The sequence below is a fragment of the Pusillimonas minor genome (genome assembly GCF_014237865.1).
Classification (GTDB): domain Bacteria; phylum Pseudomonadota; class Gammaproteobacteria; order Burkholderiales; family Burkholderiaceae_B; genus Neopusillimonas; species Neopusillimonas minor.
On sequence record NZ_JACJUU010000010.1, the window covers coordinates 78,765 to 95,004 of the forward strand.

General features: G+C 60.4%; 14 protein-coding genes. All 14 read right to left on the reverse strand.

Going from position 1 to position 16,240, the window contains the following annotated elements:
• Positions 1–3: 3 nt before the first annotated feature.
• Positions 4–591, reverse strand: coding sequence for an imidazoleglycerol-phosphate dehydratase HisB (hisB, locus tag GTU67_RS12070; RefSeq protein ID WP_185780318.1), 588 nt, complete (start codon positions 589–591; stop codon positions 4–6).
• Between the two features lie 36 nt (positions 592–627).
• On the reverse strand, positions 628–1,938 hold the full coding sequence (gene hisD / locus GTU67_RS12075) for a histidinol dehydrogenase (protein WP_185780319.1): 1,311 nt from the start codon (positions 1,936–1,938) through the stop codon (positions 628–630).
• 103 nt (positions 1,939–2,041) lie between these two features.
• Positions 2,042–2,716 (reverse strand): ATP phosphoribosyltransferase, encoded by a 675-nt coding sequence (gene hisG, locus GTU67_RS12080; RefSeq protein ID WP_185780320.1) that lies wholly within the window; start codon positions 2,714–2,716, stop codon positions 2,042–2,044.
• Positions 2,713–3,978 (reverse strand): UDP-N-acetylglucosamine 1-carboxyvinyltransferase, encoded by a 1,266-nt coding sequence (murA, locus tag GTU67_RS12085; RefSeq protein ID WP_185780321.1) that lies wholly within the window; start codon positions 3,976–3,978, stop codon positions 2,713–2,715. The genes hisG and murA overlap by 4 nt, the downstream gene beginning before the upstream one ends.
• Entirely contained in the window at positions 3,971–4,219 is a 249-nt protein-coding gene (locus tag GTU67_RS12090; protein WP_093969988.1) for a BolA family protein, read from the reverse strand. The genes murA and GTU67_RS12090 overlap by 8 nt, the downstream gene beginning before the upstream one ends.
• 4 nt (positions 4,220–4,223) lie before the next feature.
• Positions 4,224–5,015, reverse strand: coding sequence for an ABC transporter permease (locus GTU67_RS12095; RefSeq protein WP_185780322.1), 792 nt, complete (start codon positions 5,013–5,015; stop codon positions 4,224–4,226).
• Positions 5,012–5,803: an ABC transporter ATP-binding protein gene (locus GTU67_RS12100; RefSeq protein WP_185780323.1), complete on the reverse strand. Its 792-nt coding sequence runs from the start codon at positions 5,801–5,803 to the stop codon at positions 5,012–5,014. Before GTU67_RS12100 ends, GTU67_RS12095 begins: the two co-directional genes overlap by 4 nt.
• A 51-nt stretch (positions 5,804–5,854) precedes the next feature.
• Positions 5,855–6,502 (reverse strand): MlaC/ttg2D family ABC transporter substrate-binding protein, encoded by a 648-nt coding sequence (locus GTU67_RS12105; RefSeq protein ID WP_430459013.1) that lies wholly within the window; start codon positions 6,500–6,502, stop codon positions 5,855–5,857.
• 20 nt (positions 6,503–6,522) lie between these two features.
• Positions 6,523–7,374, reverse strand: coding sequence for an MlaA family lipoprotein (locus GTU67_RS12110; protein ID WP_123659621.1), 852 nt, complete (start codon positions 7,372–7,374; stop codon positions 6,523–6,525).
• 44 nt (positions 7,375–7,418) lie between these two features.
• Positions 7,419–7,910, reverse strand: coding sequence for an outer membrane lipid asymmetry maintenance protein MlaD (gene mlaD, locus GTU67_RS12115; RefSeq protein ID WP_185780325.1), 492 nt, complete (start codon positions 7,908–7,910; stop codon positions 7,419–7,421).
• Positions 7,911–7,920: 10 nt separating this feature from the next.
• On the reverse strand, positions 7,921–8,706 hold the full coding sequence (mlaE, locus tag GTU67_RS12120; RefSeq protein WP_185780326.1) for a lipid asymmetry maintenance ABC transporter permease subunit MlaE: 786 nt from the start codon (positions 8,704–8,706) through the stop codon (positions 7,921–7,923).
• Complete coding sequence (locus tag GTU67_RS12125; protein WP_185780327.1) at positions 8,703–9,530, reverse strand: ABC transporter ATP-binding protein; 828 nt, start codon at positions 9,528–9,530, stop codon at positions 8,703–8,705. The genes mlaE and GTU67_RS12125 overlap by 4 nt, the downstream gene beginning before the upstream one ends.
• Before the next feature lie 102 nt (positions 9,531–9,632).
• Positions 9,633–11,096, reverse strand: coding sequence for a glutamate synthase subunit beta (locus tag GTU67_RS12130; RefSeq protein WP_185780328.1), 1,464 nt, complete (start codon positions 11,094–11,096; stop codon positions 9,633–9,635).
• A gap of 10 nt (positions 11,097–11,106) precedes the next feature.
• Entirely contained in the window at positions 11,107–15,834 is a 4,728-nt protein-coding gene (locus GTU67_RS12135) for a glutamate synthase-related protein (RefSeq protein WP_185780329.1), read from the reverse strand.
• Positions 15,835–16,240: the final 406 nt, after the last annotated feature.

Genomic DNA, 16,240 nt, shown 5'->3' on the forward strand with positions numbered 1-16,240 from the left:
TGCTTACAGAACGCCCTTGGTGGAAGGAATGACGTCGGTGGCGCGCGGGTCGATTTCAGTCGCCATGCGCAGGGCGCGGCCGAACGCCTTGAAGACGGTTTCGCACTGGTGGTGCGAATTGGTGCCGCGCAGGTTGTCGATGTGTAGCGTGACCAGGGCGTGGTTGACGAAACCCTGGAAAAACTCTTGTGTCAGGTCGACGTCGAATTGCCCAATGTGCGAGCGCGTGAAGGGTACATGGAGTTCTAGCCCGGGGCGACCGGAAAAGTCGATGACGACGCGCGACAGGGCTTCGTCGAGCGGTACATAGGCGTGGCCGTAGCGGCGCAGGCCCTTTTTGTCGCCGACCGCGGCGGCAAAGGCTTGCCCCAGGGCAATGCCGACGTCTTCGACACTGTGGTGGTCGTCGATGTGCGTGTCGCCGTCGCAATGGATATTGAGGTCGATCAGGCCATGGCGGGCGATCTGGTCGAGCATGTGGTCGAGGAAAGGCACACCGGTGTTGATGCTCTGGCGGCCGGTGCCGTCGAGGTTGATGGACACGCGGATACGAGTCTCGTTGGTGTTGCGGGTGATTTCGGCGGTACGCATAATAATCTGTATAACTGGGGCTTGCGCCCCAAAAAGCTAGGTGTTGGCGGCGTCAAGCCGGTATTCGGCGCTAGCGGCGTGGGCTTGCAGACCTTCGCCGTAGGCCAGCGTGGCGGCAATTTTGCCCAGTGTTTGCGCACCCTGGTGCGAAACCTGGATAAGGCTGCTGCGTTTCTGGAAATCATACACCCCCAGCGGCGATGAGAACCGTGCCGTGCGGGATGTGGGTAGAACGTGGTTGGGGCCGGCGCAATAGTCGCCTAGCGATTCGGAGCTGAAACGGCCCATGAAGATAGCGCCGGCATGCCGGATGTTTTCGGCGACGGCGTGGGCATTTTCGGTAGAGATTTCGAGGTGTTCGGGTGCGATGTCGTTGGCGATGGCACAGGCTTCGTCGATATCTTTGACCAGGATAAGCGCGCCGCGGTTAGTCAGGCTGGTACGAATGATGTCGGCGCGCGGCATGGAGGGCAACAGACGATTGATTTCGCGTTCGACCTCATCCAGGTACTGGGCGTCGGGGCACAGCAAAATCGATTGCGCCAGTTCGTCGTGCTCGGCTTGCGAGAACAAGTCCATGGCGACCCAATGGGCCGGGGTGGTGCCGTCGGCGATGATTAATATTTCGCTGGGGCCGGCAATCATGTCGATACCGACCGTGCCGAAAACGCGGCGCTTGGCGGCAGCCACATAGGCATTGCCCGGGCCGACAATTTTGTCGACAGCGGCGATGCTTTGCGTGCCGTAAGCCAGTGCGCCTACGGCCTGCGCACCGCCAATCGCCCAGGCGCGGTCGACCCCGGCGATGGCCGCTGCGGCCAGCACAATGGGGTTGCGCACCCCGCCCGGGGTGGGGGTAACCATGACGACCTCGGCCACACCGGCAACCTTGGCGGGAATGGCGTTCATGAGCACCGAAGACGGATACGCGGCTTTACCGCCGGGGACATACAGCCCGACGCGGTCAAGCGGCGTTATTTTTTGGCCCAGCACGGTGCCGTCGGCTTCGGTGTACGACCAGCTTTGGGTGCGCTGGTGCTCGTGGTAGGTGCGTACGCGCTCGGCGGCGGCCTCGAGGGCGGCGCGTTGGTCGGCCGGCAGGCCGTTAAGCGCAGCTTGCCATTCGGACTTGGGGATTTCGAGCGCGGCAACCGACTCGGCCTGAACACGGTCGAACCGATGGGTGTAGTCGAGCAGGGCCGTATCGCCATGTTCTTGAACCTGACGCAGGATGTCGGCCGTGGCGCGTTCGATGGACTCGTCTTGCGAGGCATCGAAGGCCAGCAACTGGCGCAACGTGGCAGCGAAATTTTCTGAGGCAGAACTAAGGCGTTTGATGGACAACATGGTGACCCTGACAGCAAGAATTAAGCTAATACTATGACAAAAAAGGAGAATGGGGTCAAAGCGGCGGGTTGCAAGCAAGCCCGCCGGTGGGGGAAACCGTGGTTTATTTGTCGGCCGAGGCGCGTTCGAAGGCGTCGAGTAGCGGTTGAAGGTCGGCGGCGCGGGTTTTAAGCGAGGCCTGGTTGACGATAAGACGTGAGGAAATATCGACGATTTCTTCGACTTCGACCAGGTTGTTGGCCTTTAAGGTGCCGCCGGTAGACACCAGGTCGACAATGGCGTCGGCCAGGCCCACCAGCGGGGCGAGCTCCATAGAGCCGTACAGCTTGATCAGGTCGACATAAACGCCTTTGCGCGCGAAGTGTTCGCGGGCGGCTTGCACATATTTGGTGGCTACGCGAAGGCGCGAGCCTTGTGAAACCGCGGCCTGGTAATCGAAGCCCTGGCGCACGGCTACGCACAGGCGGCATTTGGCGATGTTCAGGTCAATAGGCTGATACAGCCCGCCCGGATGCTGGGCGGCATGTTCGAACAAGACGTCTTTGCCGGCAATACCGAAGTCGGCTGCGCCGTATTGCACATAGGTGGGCACGTCGGACGCCCGCACGATGATAAGACGCAGCCCCGGGTCGCTGGTGGGCAGAATCAGCTTGCGCGATGATTCGGGGCTTTCGGTCACGTGCACGCCGGCCGCCTCGAGCAGGGGCAGGGTTTCTTCAAAAATGCGGCCTTTGGATAAGGCCAGTGTCAGGGGCGCGGTGGCAGCGGCGGGGCTCATGCGGGTTCCTGTTTGAGGCGTTGGATATCGGCGCCGATAAGGCGCAGTTTTTCTTCCATGTGTTCGTAGCCGCGGTCAAGGTGGTAAATGCGTTCGACCGTGGTTTGGCCGCTGGCGGCCAGGCCGGCAATGACCAGGCTGGCAGACGCGCGCAGGTCGGTGGCCATGACAGTGGCGCCAGACAGTTCGGGCACGCCGGTGACGACGGCGGTGTGGCCGTCGATGTCGATTTGCGCACCCATGCGGCGCAGTTCTTGCACGTGCATGAAGCGGTTTTCGAAGATGTTTTCGGCGATGACGGCGGTGCCTTCGGCCATGGTGTTAAGCGCCATGAGCTGGGCTTGCATGTCGGTGGGGAAGGCGGGGTATTCGTAGGTGCGGAAGCTGACGGCTTTGGGCCGCTTGTTCATTTGGCCGCGAATCCAGTCGGGGCCGCATTCGATGCTTAACCCGGCTTCGCGCAGCTTGTCGAGGACGGCGCCGAGGGTATCGGGTGCAGCCTGGCGCAGGGTGATGTCGCCGCCGGTGGCACCCACTGCGCACAAGAAAGTGCCGGCTTCGATGCGGTCGGCCACGATGGTGTGTTCGGCGCCGTGCAGGCGCTCGACGCCTTCGATGACGATGCGGTCGGTGCCGTGGCCCTGGATACGTGCCCCCATTTTGATGAGCAGTTCGGCCAGGTCGGTGATTTCGGGTTCGCGCGCGGCGTTTTCAAGAATGGTGCGGCCTTCGGCCAGCACGGCCGCCATCATCAGGTTCTCGGTGCCGGTAACGGTGACCATGTCGGTGCGAATGGTCGCGCCTTTAAGGCGTTTGGCCTTGGCAATGACAAAGCCGTGTTCGATGCGGATCTCGGCGCCCATGGCCGTGAGACCCTTGATGTGCTGGTCGACAGGGCGTTGGCCGATGGCGCAACCGCCGGGCAGGCTGACCTTGGCTTCGCCAAAGCGTGCCAGCAGCGGGCCAAGCACCAAAATAGAGGCCCGCATGGTTTTGACCAGCTCGTAGGGGGCTTCGAGGCTGGTGACGTTACCGGCATTCAGCGTAAGCTGGGCCGGGCCGTCCCAGTGGTGCTGTACGCCCATTTGCTGCAGCAGTCGCAAGGTGGTGCTGATGTCTTTGAGGGACGGCACATTGCGTAGCTGAACCGGGTCGGCCGTGAGCAGGCTGGCACACAGGATGGGCAGGGCTGCGTTTTTGGCGCCCGAGATGACGACTTCGCCGTGCAGGCGGTTGCCGCCGGTAATTAGAAGCTTATCCATTCGGGTTTGCGTTGTATTCGGCCGGGGTCAGGGTGCGCATAGACAGCGCGTGGATTTCGCTTTTCATGCGGTCGCCCAGGGCTTTGTAAACCAGCTGGTGACGCGCAATCAGGCGTTTGCCTTCGAATTCGGGGCTGACAATAATGGCTTCGAAGTGCGAACCATCGCCTTGAACGTCGATGAATTCGCAGTTCAGGTTGTCGTTGATGTATTGGCGTACTTCTTGTGGGGTAGGCAACATAGGGTTAGTTCCGCAGTTTGTAGCCCGCGGCCAGCAGGCGCAGTGTATATACGGCAAGTACGGCAAATACACCGGCCACAACGGCCAGGCTGGTCCAGGGCGAGACGTCGGATACAGAGAAGAACCCGTATCGGAAACCGTCGATCGTGTAGAAAATAGGATTGTAGTGCGAGACGGCCTGCCAGAAAGGCGGCAGGCTATGAATGGAGTAGAACACACCCGACAAGAACGTGGCGGGCAAAATAAGAAAGTTCTGGAACGCCGCGAGCTGGTCGAATTTTTCGGACCACAGGCCGGCAATAATGCCCAGCGTGCCCATAATGCCGCAAGACATCACGGCAAACACCAACACCCAAAGCAGGTTGGCCGGAGCCAGGGGCACGAAGAACATGGCGACCAGCCACACGCACAGCCCGACAGCCAGGCCACGGAAGATGGCCGCAATGAGGTAGGCCGTGAAGAATTCGCGGTGAGAAATGGGCGGCAGCAGTACAAAGACCAGGTTGCCCGTAATACGGCTTTGAATTAGCGACGAAGACGGGTTGGCAAAGGCGTTTTGCAACATGCTCATCATCATGAGCCCGGGGATAAGAAACGCGGTGTAGGGCAAGCTGTCGTACACCTTGACGCGGTCTTCGAGCACGTGGGCGAAAACCAGCAGGTACAGCAGGGCGGTTAATACCGGCGCAGCAATGGTCTGGAAGGCCACCTTCCAGAAGCGCATGACTTCTTTCCAGAGCAGGGTCGGAAAGCCCGAACCCAGATCGCTGCGGGGCTTGAGTATGGGTGTGGTCATAACACCCCCAGTGCGTCTTCGCTGTTCATGATACGTACAAAGGCGTCTTCGAGGTCGGTGCCGCCAAAGCGGGCAAGCAGGGCCTGGGTGGTGTCGAGCGCGACGATGCGCCCGCGTTTCAGCATGGCAATGCGTCCGCACAAGGCTTCGGCTTCTTCCAGGTAGTGCGTGGTCAGCAAAATGGTGTGACCTTCTTTGTTAAGCCGCGAGATGAATTCCCACAGGGTGCGGCGTAGGTCGACGTCGACGCCGGCGGTGGGTTCGTCGAGGATGATGACCGGCGGGCGATGTACCAGCGCTTGCGCCACCAGAACGCGGCGTTTCATGCCACCCGACAGCGCGCGCATATTGGTGTTGGCCTTGTCGGACAGCCCCAGGTTATGCAAGATTTCGTCGATCCAGGCGTCGTTTTTGTGCAGACCAAAATAGCCCGACTGCAGGCGCAGGGTTTCGCGCACGGTAAAGAACGGGTCGTAGACAAGTTCTTGCGGGACGACGCCCAACGAACGGCGTGCTTCTTTGTAGTCGGTGATGACGTCGTGCCCACACACGCTGGCGCTGCCGGCCGTGGCGCGTGCCAGGCCCGACAAAATGGAAATTAGCGTGGTTTTGCCGGCACCGTTGGGGCCCAGCAGGCCAAAGAACTCGCCCGGTTCGATAGTCAGGCTGACGTCGTTGAGGGCCTGGAAGCCGGGTTGGCCGCCGGCGCCGCGACGCAACAGCCCGCGCAACCCGCCGCTGCGGGGCGGGTAGATTTTAGAAACGTGTTCGAGAGAAAGAGCGGACATAGACACAAAAAAAGTGATGGGGCCCCAAGGGCCCCCGAAGCTTACCGCGTTTTAGCGCTGGTTGCGCTGGTTGAGCGCATTGATAAGCCCGTCGATACCGTTTTGCGCAATTTGCTGCGCAAACTGGTTGCGGTAGTTCTGGATGAGCCAGATGCCTTCGACGTTCAGGTCGTAAATGCGCCAGCCTTCTGCCGCCTTTTCAAGGCGGTAGTCGACGCCAATGACTGGGCCATTGCTTTGCGACATGGTGGTACGAACAACGACGTCGTCGGCAGTCGGGTCGCCCCGGAAGGGCAATGGCGTAATCGAGGAGACGTTGTCGGCTTGTTGCAAGGCGCCGCTGTAGGTACGGATAAGCGTGCCTTTAAAAGCGTTGACCAGGTCGGTTTGTTGCTGCGGCGTAGCCTGGCGCCAGTAGCGACCGGCGGCTAGCCGGGTGGTCTTTTCGAAATTGACGTACGGCAGAATGTATTGGTTGACCAGTTCGTTGATGCGGGCGATGTTGCCGTTTTTGGCTTCGGGCTCTTTTTTAAGGGCCTGAAGGGCGTTGTCGGCCACGGTTTGAACGAAGTCGTTGGGTGGCGCTTTGGTGTTGACGGGCTGCTGGGCAGCCACCGATGTGTTGGCGACGGCCAGGCCCATACCCAGCAGGCCGATGCCCGCCAGGCGGCTGATACGGTTGACCAATGTGTGCAACAGGTTAGACATAAAACGTTTCCTTACTGGCTTGCAGGCGTTGTGGCTGCAGGTGCGGGGGCGTCATCATCGTCGATGCTGTAGTCGGGAACGGCCAGCCCTTGTTCGTCTTTGGGCAGGCCACGGCGCGTGGTGTGGTCGGCGTCGGCGTAACGGCCTTCGACCAGTGCCTTGCGGCGCTGAATGTAGGCGTCGCGAATGAAGCTGTAGCGGTCGAGCGCGATTTCGTCGACGAGGCGGTCGGCTGGCAGCAGGCTGGCGCGCAGGTCGATAACGGCCAGCGCCAAGATGCTGTTACGCACCGGGATGTTGTCGATGGCGAAAATGGGCGAGTAGGGCGGGGAGATGTCGATAGCGAACCAGGCAGCGGTGCTGATGCCGTCGCGTACGGAACTGGAGCCCAGGAACGGCAGAACAACATAAGGGCCAGACTGGAAGCCCCAGACGCCCAGGGTAACGCCGAAGTCGTTGACGATGCGGCGCGAACCGTTCATGGAGGCGACGTCGATACAGCCGCCCAGACCCATGGTGGAGTTGAACAGGACGCGGCCGAACATATTAATGCCGTCGTGCGCGCGACCTTGCAGGAAGCTGTTGATGGATGACCAGACGTCTTGCAGGTTGTTGAAAATGCCGTTGACACAGGTGCGGGCCGGTTTGGGTACGACGGTTTCGTAGCCGGTGGCAATGGGCTTGAGCACGGCGCGGTCGACCGTGTCGTTGAACGCGAACATGCTGCGGTTGTAGCTTTCCCATGGGTCGTCGGGCGTGGGGTTGGCGACGTGGGCACAGCCCGAAATGACGGCGCTAAGGGCCAGGACAGAAGCCACTTTGCCGATGCGCCGGCCGGCGATTTTTTCGAAGATCTTGTTCATTATGGTTTCTTTCGGTTGGATTGCGCGCTTAGGGCGCCGTCGGGTCAGTTGGCCGGCTGGGCAGATTCGCCGTCGCTGCCTTTGTCACTGGCTGAACTATACAAAAATTTACTGATTAATTCTTCTAGAACAACCGCGCTTTGGGTGTACTGGATGGTGCTGCCCTGGGCGAGCATTTTTTCTTCGCCGCCGGGGGTAAGGCCAACGTATTGTTCGCCCAGCAGGCCCGACGTTAATATGGACGCGGACGAGTCGGTGGGGAATTCGAATTGCGATTCGATGTCGAGGGTGACGACGGCCTGATAGCGTTCGTTGTCGAACGACAAAGCGGCCACACGGCCAACAACCACACCACTGCTTTTTACCGGGGCACGCACTTTAAGGCCGCCCAGGTTGTCGAAGTAGGCTTGTACTTTGTAGGTGGGCGCAAACGAAAATGAACTGAGGTTGCCGGCACGCAAGGCCAGAAACACCAGGGCAATAACGCCCAGCAGAACAAAAAGGCCAACCCAGAAATCGGTTTTTTCACGCGTCATGATGGATCCGTTAATTGCTGAACATGAGGGCGGTAAGCAGGAAGTCGAGGCCCAGGACGACCAGGGCGCCGCTGACGACGGTACGGGTGGTGGCGCGGGCGACCCCTTCGGGGGTGGCCTTGGCTGTCCAGCCTTCGTACAGTGCGATCAGGGTAACGGCTACGCCGAAAATAAGGCTTTTAATGACGCCGTTGGCGACATCTTTGAAGACATCGACGCCGTCTTGCATTTGCGACCAGAAAGCGCCGGCGTCGATGCCAATAAGCAGTACGCCCACCACCCAGCCGCCAATGATGCCCACCATGGAAAACACGGCGGCCAGAACGGGCATGGCGATGACGCCGCCCCAGAAGCGGGGCACCATCACGCGGCGGATGGGGTCGACGGCCATGACTTCCATGGCGGCCAGTTGTTCGCCGGCTTTCATGAGGCCGATTTCGGCGGTGAGCGAGGTGCCGGCGCGGCCGGCAAACAGCAGTGCGGTAATGACCGGGCCGAGTTCGCGCGTTAGCGACAGTGCCACCAGCAGGCCCAGGGCTTCTTCGGAACCGTAGCGGTTAAGGGTGTAATACCCCTGCAGGCCAAGCACGAAACCAACAAACAGGCCCGAGACGGCAATAATAAGCAACGAGTAGTTGCCGATAAAGTGCACTTGCTGCGAGACCAGGCCGAAGCGTTTAAAGGCCCCGCCACTGCGCGCCAGAATTGCCATGAACAAACGGGTAAAGGCCCCCAGCGCGACGATGGATTCGCGGATGTGGCGACCGATGCTGCTGACGAAGGCGGTAAGACTCATGAGCGCCCTTGCGTGTCGAGCCAGTGTTTGAATGCCGGCGTTTCGGGGTAGTGGAAGGCGATGGGGCCGTCGGGCTGGCCTTTAAGAAACTGCACGATGTACGGGTCGGTAGATTGTTCCATTTGCCGGGGCGTGCCGTTGGCCAGCAGTTTGCCCTGACCCACGATGTAAACCTGGTCGGCAATGGCGAACGAGTCGGCCACGTCGTGCGTGATAAGAATGGACGCACAATTAAGGCGGTCGGTCAGGTCGCGGATAAGGCGCGCGGTAATGCCCAGCGAAATGGGGTCGAGCCCGGCGAAGGGTTCGTCGTACAGGATGAGTTCGGGTTCGAGGACGATGGCGCGGGCCAGGGCCACGCGGCGGGCCATCCCGCCCGAGATCTCTGAAATTTTAAGGTGCGCTGCCGCACGCAGCCCGACAGCGTTGAGCTTGTCGAGCACCTTTTCGGTGACTTCTTTTTCGGGCAGCTGCAGGTGTTCGCGCAGCGGAAACGCTACGTTTTCGAAAACGTTAAGGTCGGTGAACAATGCGCCTTGCTGGAACAATACGCCCATGCGCTGGCGCAACTGCTGAAGCTGCTCGAGGGTGGTGTCGGCCAGGTTTTGCCCAAAGGCATGAATGGCGCCTTTTTGCGCAAAAATTTGCCCCGTGGCGGCGCGCAGCAAGGTGGTTTTGCCCGAGCCCGAACCGCCCATCATGGCCACGACCTGCCCTCGACCCACTGAGATGTCGATTTCTTTGAGGACGGTGAAGTCGCCGTAACCCAGGGCGACGTTGTCGAACCGCAAGAGTTCGCCAGAGGGCGCAACGTTGGAAGCCATAGACCCGATTAAAAAAGTTTAACTACGGATTGTAGCTGATGAAGCGCCATCGGCTACGCCGAAAGACGTAGCCGATGGTGGTTTGACCCGCGTAATACGCTGTTAACGGGGCAGTGTGGTGACGCCCATGAGGTATTCGTCGACGGCGCGAGCGCATTGACGGCCCTCGCGAATAGCCCAGACGACCAGCGATTGCCCGCGACGCATGTCGCCGGCGGCAAAGACCTTGTCGACGCTGGTGGCGTAGTTTTCGGTATTGGCTTTGGCGTTGCCGCGGTTGTCGATGTCGACGCCAAAGGCTTTGAGCATGCCTTGAACGGGCGAGACAAAGCCCATGGCCAGCAAGACCAGGTCGGCCTGAAGCTCGAACTGCGAACCTTCGACTTCGCGCATTTTCATTTGGCCGGTGGCTTTGTCTTTAAACCATTCGACGCGCACAGCGACCAATTTTTCGACCTTGCCGCCTTTGCCTTCGAAGGTTTTTGTGGACACGGCCCAGTCGCGCTCGCAACCCTCTTCTTGGGACGAAGAAGTGCGCAGCTTGAGCGGCCAGTAGGGCCACACGACGGCTTTGTCTTCGGACTCGGGCGGTTTGGGCATGAGTTCGAATTGGGTGACCGAGGCTGCGCCCTGGCGGTTGCTGGTGCCGACGCAGTCGGAGCCGGTGTCGCCGCCACCGATAACGATGACGTGTTTGCCCTTGGCCGAAAGCTGCTTGGCAATGCGGTCGCCCGCGTTGGCCTTGTTCTGCTGGGTCAGGAACTCCATGGCGAAATGGATGCCCTTCAGGTCGCGGCCGGGGATGGGCAGGTCGCGTGGAGTTTCGGCGCCGCCGGAAAGCACGATGGCGTCGAACTCTTCTTTGAGCGATTCGGGCGTACGAACGGTGACGCCATCTTCGGCGTCGGTCTCGGCGCCAATATAAGTAGACGTCATGAACTCGACGCCTTCGGCTTCGAGTTGGGCGACGCGACGATCGATATTGGATTTTTCGAGCTTGAAGTCGGGGATGCCGTAGCGCAGCAGGCCGCCGACTCGGTTGTTCTTTTCGAATACCGTGACCGAATGGCCGGCGCGCGCCAGTTGCTGGGCACAGGCCAGGCCGGCTGGGCCAGAGCCGACAACCGCGACTTTTTTACCGGTTTTACGGGTGGGCGGTTGTGGGGTTACCCAGCCTTCGTGCCAGCCTTTGTCGATGATGGCGTGCTCGATGGACTTGATGCCGACCGGGTCGTTGTTGATGTTCAGGGTGCAGGCGGCCTCGCAGGGGGCGGGGCAGATGCGGCCGGTGAACTCGGGGAAGTTGTTGGTCGAGTGCAGGACATCGAGCGCTTTTTCCCAGTGCTGGCGGTATACCAGATCGTTCCAGTCGGGGATGATGTTGTTGACCGGACAGCCGTTGTTGCAAAACGGGATGCCGCAGTCCATGCAGCGCGCACCCTGTTGTTTGGCTTCGTCGTCGGTAAGGGTAACGACGAACTCTTTCCAGTGTTTCAGGCGCTCGACGGGGGCCTCGTAAGACTCGTCGACGCGTGCAAATTCAAGAAAACCAGTAATTTTGCCCATTGTCTTTTCCTCAGGCAGCGATTTGTTCGGGGTTGGCGGCTTGCCACAGTTCTTTCAGCGCGCGGCGGTACTCTTTTGGCATGACCTTGACGAAGTTGCCGCGGGCGCGGGGCCAGTCGCTGAGCAAATCGCGCGACAGGAAACTGCCGGTGTAGCGGTAGTGGTTTTCGATCAGGCGACGCAAGATTGTGTCGTCGGTTTCGCGCTCGCCGCCGCGGGTTTGGCTGTGCCAGACTTCGATCTGGCCGGCTTCGGCTTGCTGTGCATGTGCCAGCACGGGTTCGAGGTCGACCATGGCCATATTGCAGCGTTTGGCAAAGCTGTGATCAGGGTCGTAGACGTAAGCCACGCCGCCCGACATGCCGGCGCCGAAGTTGCGGCCCGTTTCGCCCAGCACCACGACCGTACCGCCAGTCATGTATTCGCAGCCGTGGTCGCCTGTGCCTTCGACAACTGCTGTGGCGCCCGAGTTACGCACGGCGAAACGTTCGCCAGCCACGCCGTTGAAGTAGGCTTCGCCGGCCAGCGCGCCGTACAGCACGGTGTTGCCTGCAATGATGTGGTCGGGGCCCATGCCGCGGAAGTCGTTGGGCGAGCGCACGATGATGCGACCGCCCGACAAGCCCTTGCCGACGTAGTCGTTGCCTTCGCCAACCAGGTCGAGCGTAATGCCATGGGCCAGGAAGGCGCCAAAGCTTTGGCCGGCTGTGCCATTGCACTGGATGTGGATGGTGTCGTCGGGCAGACCGTCGTGGCCGTATTTGGCGGCCACCATACCGGACAGCATGGCGCCGACGGTACGGTTGCGGTTGCGCACCGGGGTAATGAACGAGACCTTTTCGCCCTTTTCGATGGCGGGTTTGGCCCGTTCGATAAGCGTGTGGTCGAGCGCCTTGTCGAGGCCGTGATCTTGCGATTCGGTGTGGAACAAGGGGTGGGTGGACGGCACCTGATGGAAAACCTTGGAGAAGTCGAGCCCTTTGGCTTTCCAGTGCTCGATGGCCGAGCTCATGTTGAGCAGGTCGGCGCGGCCGACCAGTTCGTCGAACGTGCGAACGCCCAGTTGTGCCATGATTTCGCGGACTTCTTCAGCAACAAAGAAGAAGTAGTTGACGACGTGTTCTGGTTTGCCCGAGAACTTCTTGCGCAAGACCGGGTCTTGGGTGGCAACGCCGACCGGGCAGGTGTTGAGGTGGCATTTGCGCATCATGATGCAGCCTTCGACTACCAGCGGTGCTGTGGCAAAGCCGAATTCGTCGGCACCCAGCAGGGCACCGATGACGACGTCGCGACCGGTTTTCATTTGGCCGTCGGCCTGAACGCGAATGCGCGAGCGCAGGTTGTTGAGCACCAGCGTTTGCTGGGTTTCGGCCAGGCCCAGTTCCCAGGGCGAACCGGCATGCTTGATGGACGACAGGGGCGACGCGCCGGTGCCGCCGTCGTGGCCGGCGATAACGACGTGGTCGGCCTTGGCTTTTGAAACGCCGGTGGCGATGGTGCCAACACCCACTTCAGAGACCAGCTTGACCGAAATGGATGCGGTCGGGTTCACGTTTTTAAGGTCGTGAATGAGCTGGGCCAGGTCTTCGATGGAGTAGATGTCGTGGTGTGGCGGTGGCGAAATAAGGCCGACGCCGGGCACCGAAAAACGCAGTTTGGCAATGTACTCGGACACTTTGTGGCCGGGCAGCTGGCCGCCTTCGCCGGGCTTGGCGCCTTGCGCCATTTTGATCTGGATCTGGTCGGCGCTGGTGAGGTATTCGGCCGTCACCCCGAAACGGCCCGACGCGACCTGCTTGATGCGTGAGCGCAGGGAGTCGCCCGCCATGAGCGGGATGTCGGCTTCGATCAGGTCTTTGCCCAGGAACGAGGCCAGGGTGTCGCCCTTTTTGATGGGGCTCTTGCCGGTGGCCATTTCGGCGCGGTAGCGCAATTGGTCTTCGCCGCCTTCGCCGGTGTTCGATTTGCCGCCGATGCGGTTCATGGCAATGGCCAGTACCGAGTGGGCTTCGGTAGAGATGGAGCCCAGCGACATGGCGCCGGTGGCAAAACGCTTGACGATTTCTTTGGCAGGTTCGACTTCGGACAGCGGGATGGCCTTGGCCGGATCAACCTTGAACTCGAACAGGCCGCGCAAGGTCATGTGACGACGGGATTGGTCGTTGATGAGCTGTGCGTATTCTTTGTACGTGTTGTAGTTGTTGGTGCGGGTGGAATGCTGGAGCTTGGCGATCGAGTCCGGGTTCCAGAGGTGTTCTTCGCCGCGGATGCGGTAGGCGTATTCGCCGCCCGCATCAAGGTCGTGCGCCAGGACGGGGTCGTCGCTGAAGGCGGCTTTGTGCAGGCGCAGTGCCTCTTCGGCGACTTCGAAAATACCAATGCCTTCGATGTTGCTGGGCGTGCCAAAGAAGTACTTGTTGACCAGGGCCGAGCTGAGGCCGACGGCTTCGAAGATTTGGGCGCCGCAGTACGACATGTACGTGGAGATGCCCATTTTGGACATGACCTTGTTCAGCCCTTTGCCGATGGCCTTGATGTAGTTTTTGGTGACCGTGTCGGGGTCGCCCAGCGTGGCCAGGGTTTCGAGGGCCAGGTAGGGGTGGACGGCCTCGGCGCCGTAGCCGGCCAGCAATGCAAAGTGGTGTACTTCGCGTACCGAACCGCTTTCGACGACCAGGCCGGTGTTGGTGCGCAGGCCTTCGCGGATAAGGTGCTGGTGCACGGCCGATGTGGCCAGCAAGGCCGGGATGGCGACGTGGTCGGCGTCAACCTTGCGGTCGGTGATGATAAGCACGTTGTAGCCGCTGCGTACGGCGTCGGCTGCGTTGGCGCACAAGGCGGCCACACAGGCTTCGATGCCTTCGGCGCCCCATTCAACCGGGTAGGTAATGCTTAGTTCGTGGCTGCGGAACTTGCCCGACGTGATCTTTTCGATGTTGCGGATTTGTTCGATGGCTGCGAAGTCGAGTACAGGCTGTGCGACTTCGAGGCGCAGCGGCGGGTTGACGTTGTTGATGTCGAGCAGGTTGGGCTTGGGCCCGATAAACGACACCAGCGACATGACCAGCTGTTCGCGGATGGGGTCGATGGGCGGGTTGGTAACCTGGGCAAACAGCTGGCGGAAGTAGTTGTAGAAGGCCTTGGGGCGGTTGGATAACACGGCCAGCGGCGCGTCGTTGCCCATCGAGCCTGTACCTTCTTCGCCGTTTTGTGCCATGGGCTGCAGCACGAACTTGACGTCTTCTTGTGTCCAGCCAAAGGCCTGCTGGCGGTCGAGCAAGGGGGTGACGGACGGTTCGGCCGAGCTGAATTTGGGCGCGGGGAGCGATTCGAGTTTGACGCGCAGGCGTTCGATCCATTGACGGTAGGGGCGCGAGTTGGCCAGACGCGATTTGATTTCGTCGTCGCCGATGATGCGACCTTGTTCGAGGTCGATGAGGAACATTTTGCCGGGCTGCAGGCGCCATTTCTTGACGATGCGGTGCTCGGGAATAGTAAGAGTGCCGGCTTCGGAGGCCATGACGACGAGGTCGTCGTCGGTGACGAGGTAGCGGGCGGGGCGCAAGCCGTTGCGGTCGAGCAAGGCGCCGATTTGGCGGCCGTCGGTGAAAGCCATGGCGGCGGGGCCGTCCCAGGGTTCCATCATGGCGGCATGGTATTCGTAGAAAGCGCGGCGGCTTTCGTCCATGTCGGCGTGCTGTTCCCAGGCTTCGGGGATCATCATCATCATGGCGTGGGCCAGCGAGTAGCCCGACATGACCAGCAGTTCGAGGCAGTTGTCGAAGGTGGCGGTGTCGGACTGGCCTTCGTAGACGATGGGGTAAAGCTTTTTGAGGTCGTCGCCCAGGACTGCCGACTGCATGACGCCTTCGCGGGCGCGCAGCCAGTTGAAATTGCCCTTTACGGTGTTGATTTCGCCGTTGTGGGCGATCATGCGGTAAGGGTGGGCAAGCGGCCAGGCCGGGAAGGTGTTGGTGGAGAAGCGCTGGTGGACCAGCGATAGCGCAGACACGGCGCGGGTGTCGGCCAGGTCGCGGTAATAAATGCCGACCTGGTTGGCCAGCAGCAGGCCTTTGTACACTACGGTGCGTACCGAAATAGAGGGTACGAAATATTCTTGCCCGTGCGCCAGCTTCATGCGGTTGATGGCGTGGCTGGCTGTTTTACGAATGACGTACAGTTTGCGCTCGAGGGCGTCGGGCACCATGATGTCGGGGCCGCGGCCAATGAATAGCTGGCGGATGACCGGTTCGACGGCGCGCACGGTGGGCGACATGGGCATGTCGGTGTCGATGGGAACGTCGCGCCAGCCCAGGACAACCTGGCCTTCGTCGCGCACCGCGCGTTCAAGCTCGGTTTGGCAGGCCAGGCGCGAGGCGGTTTCTTTGGGCAAAAACACCATGGCGACGCCGTATTCGCCGGGCGGCGGCAGGGTAATGCCCTGGGTCGCCATCTCTTCGCGGTAAAGCGCGTCGGGGATTTGGATAAGAATACCGGCCCCGTCACCCATAAGTTCGTCGGCACCGACGGCGCCGCGGTGGTCGAGGTTTTCGAGGATTTTCAGGCCTTGCTGAATAATGGCATGGCTTTTTTTACCTTTGATGTGGGCGACAAAGCCCACGCCACAGGCGTCGTGTTCGTTTTGCGGGTTGTACAGGCCTTGTGCGGCGGGCAGGCCGATGCGCGATGCATCGATGGCCACTTCCCGGGCAACCGGTTGGGCAGGGTGTTGTGACATGGTTGGGCTCCTAGAGGGCTGCGCACCTGATGTTGTGTACGGGTTTACGCGCAATATTCCCGTGATGGCGTATAAATTAATGGGTTTGGCTTGTGCTGACAAGCGCTAATAATTGGGGTCCGTCCCTAATTATTTATTTGCGTGGCCTGTTTTTCAATAATTGGGGACAGTCTTAATTGGCTGTTATGCAACGCTAAATTTTTACCCTGTCTACGGCATGGGTTTAGGGGGCGTAGATGGCTTTGCACAAAACCAGTGCAAAAAAAACGCCCCGTTTTGGGGCGTTACAGACTGTTGATAAACCCCCTGTTTTTTGCAGCGGGGTTTATTTTTTTGTCTGTTAGATCATCGCAGGTCGTTTTGTCGTTAAAGCCAGCAATGAGCGCAGCGCGTTGATTTGCGCGCC

Bases quoted from the DNA above. Each gene is read 5' to 3' on its own strand.
- GTU67_RS12135 (WP_185780329.1), bottom strand. From the start codon at position 15,834: ATGTCACAACACCCTGCCCAACCGGTTGCCCGGGAAGTGGCCATCGAT.
- hisG (WP_185780320.1), bottom strand. From the start codon at position 2,716: ATGAGCCCCGCCGCTGCCACCGCGCCCCTGACACTGGCCTTATCCAAA.
- murA (WP_185780321.1), bottom strand. From the start codon at position 3,978: ATGGATAAGCTTCTAATTACCGGCGGCAACCGCCTGCACGGCGAAGTC.
- GTU67_RS12100 (WP_185780323.1), bottom strand. From the start codon at position 5,803: ATGTCCGCTCTTTCTCTCGAACACGTTTCTAAAATCTACCCGCCCCGC.
- GTU67_RS12110 (WP_123659621.1), bottom strand. From the start codon at position 7,374: ATGAACAAGATCTTCGAAAAAATCGCCGGCCGGCGCATCGGCAAAGTG.
- GTU67_RS12125 (WP_185780327.1), bottom strand. From the start codon at position 9,530: ATGGCTTCCAACGTTGCGCCCTCTGGCGAACTCTTGCGGTTCGACAAC.
- hisB (WP_185780318.1), bottom strand. From the start codon at position 591: ATGCGTACCGCCGAAATCACCCGCAACACCAACGAGACTCGTATCCGC.
- mlaE (WP_185780326.1), bottom strand. From the start codon at position 8,706: ATGAGTCTTACCGCCTTCGTCAGCAGCATCGGTCGCCACATCCGCGAA.
- hisD (WP_185780319.1), bottom strand. From the start codon at position 1,938: ATGTTGTCCATCAAACGCCTTAGTTCTGCCTCAGAAAATTTCGCTGCC.
- GTU67_RS12130 (WP_185780328.1), bottom strand. From the start codon at position 11,096: ATGGGCAAAATTACTGGTTTTCTTGAATTTGCACGCGTCGACGAGTCT.
- GTU67_RS12090 (WP_093969988.1), bottom strand. From the start codon at position 4,219: ATGTTGCCTACCCCACAAGAAGTACGCCAATACATCAACGACAACCTG.
- mlaD (WP_185780325.1), bottom strand. From the start codon at position 7,910: ATGACGCGTGAAAAAACCGATTTCTGGGTTGGCCTTTTTGTTCTGCTG.
- GTU67_RS12095 (WP_185780322.1), bottom strand. From the start codon at position 5,015: ATGACCACACCCATACTCAAGCCCCGCAGCGATCTGGGTTCGGGCTTT.